General features: G+C 36.7%; 2 protein-coding genes and 1 pseudogene. 2 read left to right on the top strand and 1 reads right to left on the bottom strand.

Going from position 1 to position 2143, the window contains the following annotated elements:
* The first annotated feature begins 102 nt into the window (after window positions 1-102).
* Both V7659_RS27830 and V7659_RS27825 read left to right on the top strand, forming a co-directional pair.
* Complete coding sequence (locus V7659_RS27830; protein WP_335543308.1) at window positions 103-924, top strand: Cof-type HAD-IIB family hydrolase; 822 nt, start codon at window positions 103-105, stop codon at window positions 922-924.
* Between the two features lie 295 nt (window positions 925-1219).
* Window positions 1220-1810 (top strand): hypothetical protein, encoded by a 591-nt coding sequence (locus tag V7659_RS27825; protein WP_335543307.1) that lies wholly within the window; start codon window positions 1220-1222, stop codon window positions 1808-1810.
* Between the two features lie 93 nt (window positions 1811-1903).
* Here the strand turns inward: V7659_RS27825 and V7659_RS27820 are convergent.
* Window positions 1904-2143, bottom strand: a pseudogene (locus V7659_RS27820) (sodium:solute symporter family protein); the annotation flags it as partial.

The following is a 2143-nucleotide window of genomic DNA, read 5'->3' as shown; positions in this document are numbered from 1 at the left end:
ATTTTATTTAATAACATCATAATTGGATTCAATTATAATAAGTTTTTTTCCTATTTTTATAGTAAGATGAAAAGATATTGTGAAGAAAGGACTCAGATAATAATGAAATATAAAATGATTGTATTAGATCTCGATGATACGTTACTACAGGACGACCATACAATTTCCCCGCGTACAAAGAAGGCGTTAATGGATGCCCAGGAAGTTGGAGTTAAGGTCGTATTAGCATCAGGACGACCAACCTACGCAATGTATGATATTGCTGAAGAACTGCGTTTAGAAGAGTATGGTAGTTTTATTCTTTCTTTTAATGGTGCAAAAATAACAAACTGCCAAACCGGTGAAGAGCTTTTTAGCAGCACTTTATCCCCAGAAACAGTTCATCACCTATACGAATTAAGTCGTCGTGAGAATGTTTGGATGCATACCTATGTCGGGGATTCCATTGTAACCGAAGCAGGAAATCAATTTACCAATATTGAAGGTGAAATTACTGGATTAGAAATCTTTGAGGTTGACAGCTTAATAGATTCTGTCAAGGAACCAGTTGTGAAAGTTTTAATGCTTGAAGAAGAATCGAAACTTGCCATAGTGGAACAAAAGCTTCAAGAGGAGTTAGCTGGACAATTAAGTGTAATGCGCTCGAAGCCTTTCTTTTTGGAGTTTACCGAAGCTGGTGTAACCAAGGGTACAAGCCTTAATCATTTAATTGAACAACTCGGTATTGAACGGGAAGAAGTTATTGCCATGGGAGACAGTTACAATGATTTAGCAATGATTGAATTTGCAGGACTTGGTGTAGCCATGGGCAATGCACCAGAGGATATTAAGGAACAAGCTGATTATGTGACTGACACGAATATGAACGAAGGTGTGGCAAAGGTCGTTGAAAAGTTTGTGTTGAAAACCGTACAGTTAGTATAATTAGAATTTCTACTTAAAACGTGTGGATTTGGTCTTCTTCGCCTATATGATGACCTCTTCTTCTGACTTTTCAAAGGGAATTGGTCTTCATCACCTGTATGATAACCACTTCCTCTGTTTTTTTAAAGGGAATTGGTCTTCATTGCCTATATGAAGACCACTTCTTCTATTTTTTCCAAAGAGATTTGGTCTTCATGGCCTGTATGAAAGAATATATCCTAGCCCAATCATGTCCCCTCTTATGAATATCAAGCATAAAATATCACAATCAAAAATATAAAAGGCGGAGAGAGGTATGGGATTATTCATAAATAACAATCATCATCCGGAAGTCTACAAAAATAAACAACAGCTACAAACAACAAATCAGATGATTTCAAGACAGGATTTTCTGTCCGAACTCGTACAAGAACAGCAAAAGGCAAATACAACTCTAAAAAAAGCTCTATCTGAAATAGGGTTGCAAACACAGATACAAGAAGAAACACATTCAACACAATGGAATAATGTAGGCCAACAACTGAATGATTTACGCAAACGGATGGAGCACTACGAGGCTGCAAATCATCAACTTGTCCTTCAAATGAATGAACAGTTGGAACTACAAAAAGTGGTCGCCGAAAAAATGTCTAAACAAGAAGAATTTCAAGGAGGAGTTTTACAACGTTTGGACAATCAAGAAGCACTGATGGACAAAATATCCCGTCAAATCAATCATATCCGTTCAATTCTGTTTGAACGGACAAATTATTTAGCCGCGAAAATAGACGATGGCTATAAAATTACCTCTTCTTATGTGTTCAAATTGATGACAGGAACAGACCAGCCATTAACATTTTTGTTGATGAATCATAAGAAAGAAGAAAATCAAACACATACAGACTAAATCCACTTAACTTTCCAATTAACCTTTTTCAAAAATAAAACACCTCCAGAAATCGAAGTACATCGACGTTGGAGGTGTTTTTATTGGTTTTAATTAAGCCACACGCTCATTCGTATTATTAGCCGTTGCAGATTTTGTTACGAAACTAACAGCGAATGTCACCACTAAATTGATAATTAATGCGATAACACCCACATTTAGATCCTTAACAAATTGCGGCAGTGCAGGGAAAAGTGTTCCCACAGTAGAAGCGCTGATTGTAATGTAGGCAACCGTAAATACTCCAACTGCGATACCTGCGAAAGCACCTGCTTTTGTAACTACGTTCTTTTT

The sequence above is a fragment of the Neobacillus drentensis genome (genome assembly GCF_036966985.1).
GTDB classification, from domain to species: domain Bacteria; phylum Bacillota; class Bacilli; order Bacillales; family Cytobacillaceae; genus Neobacillus; species Neobacillus drentensis_E.
This window is presented reverse-complemented; position numbering and strand designations above follow the sequence as displayed.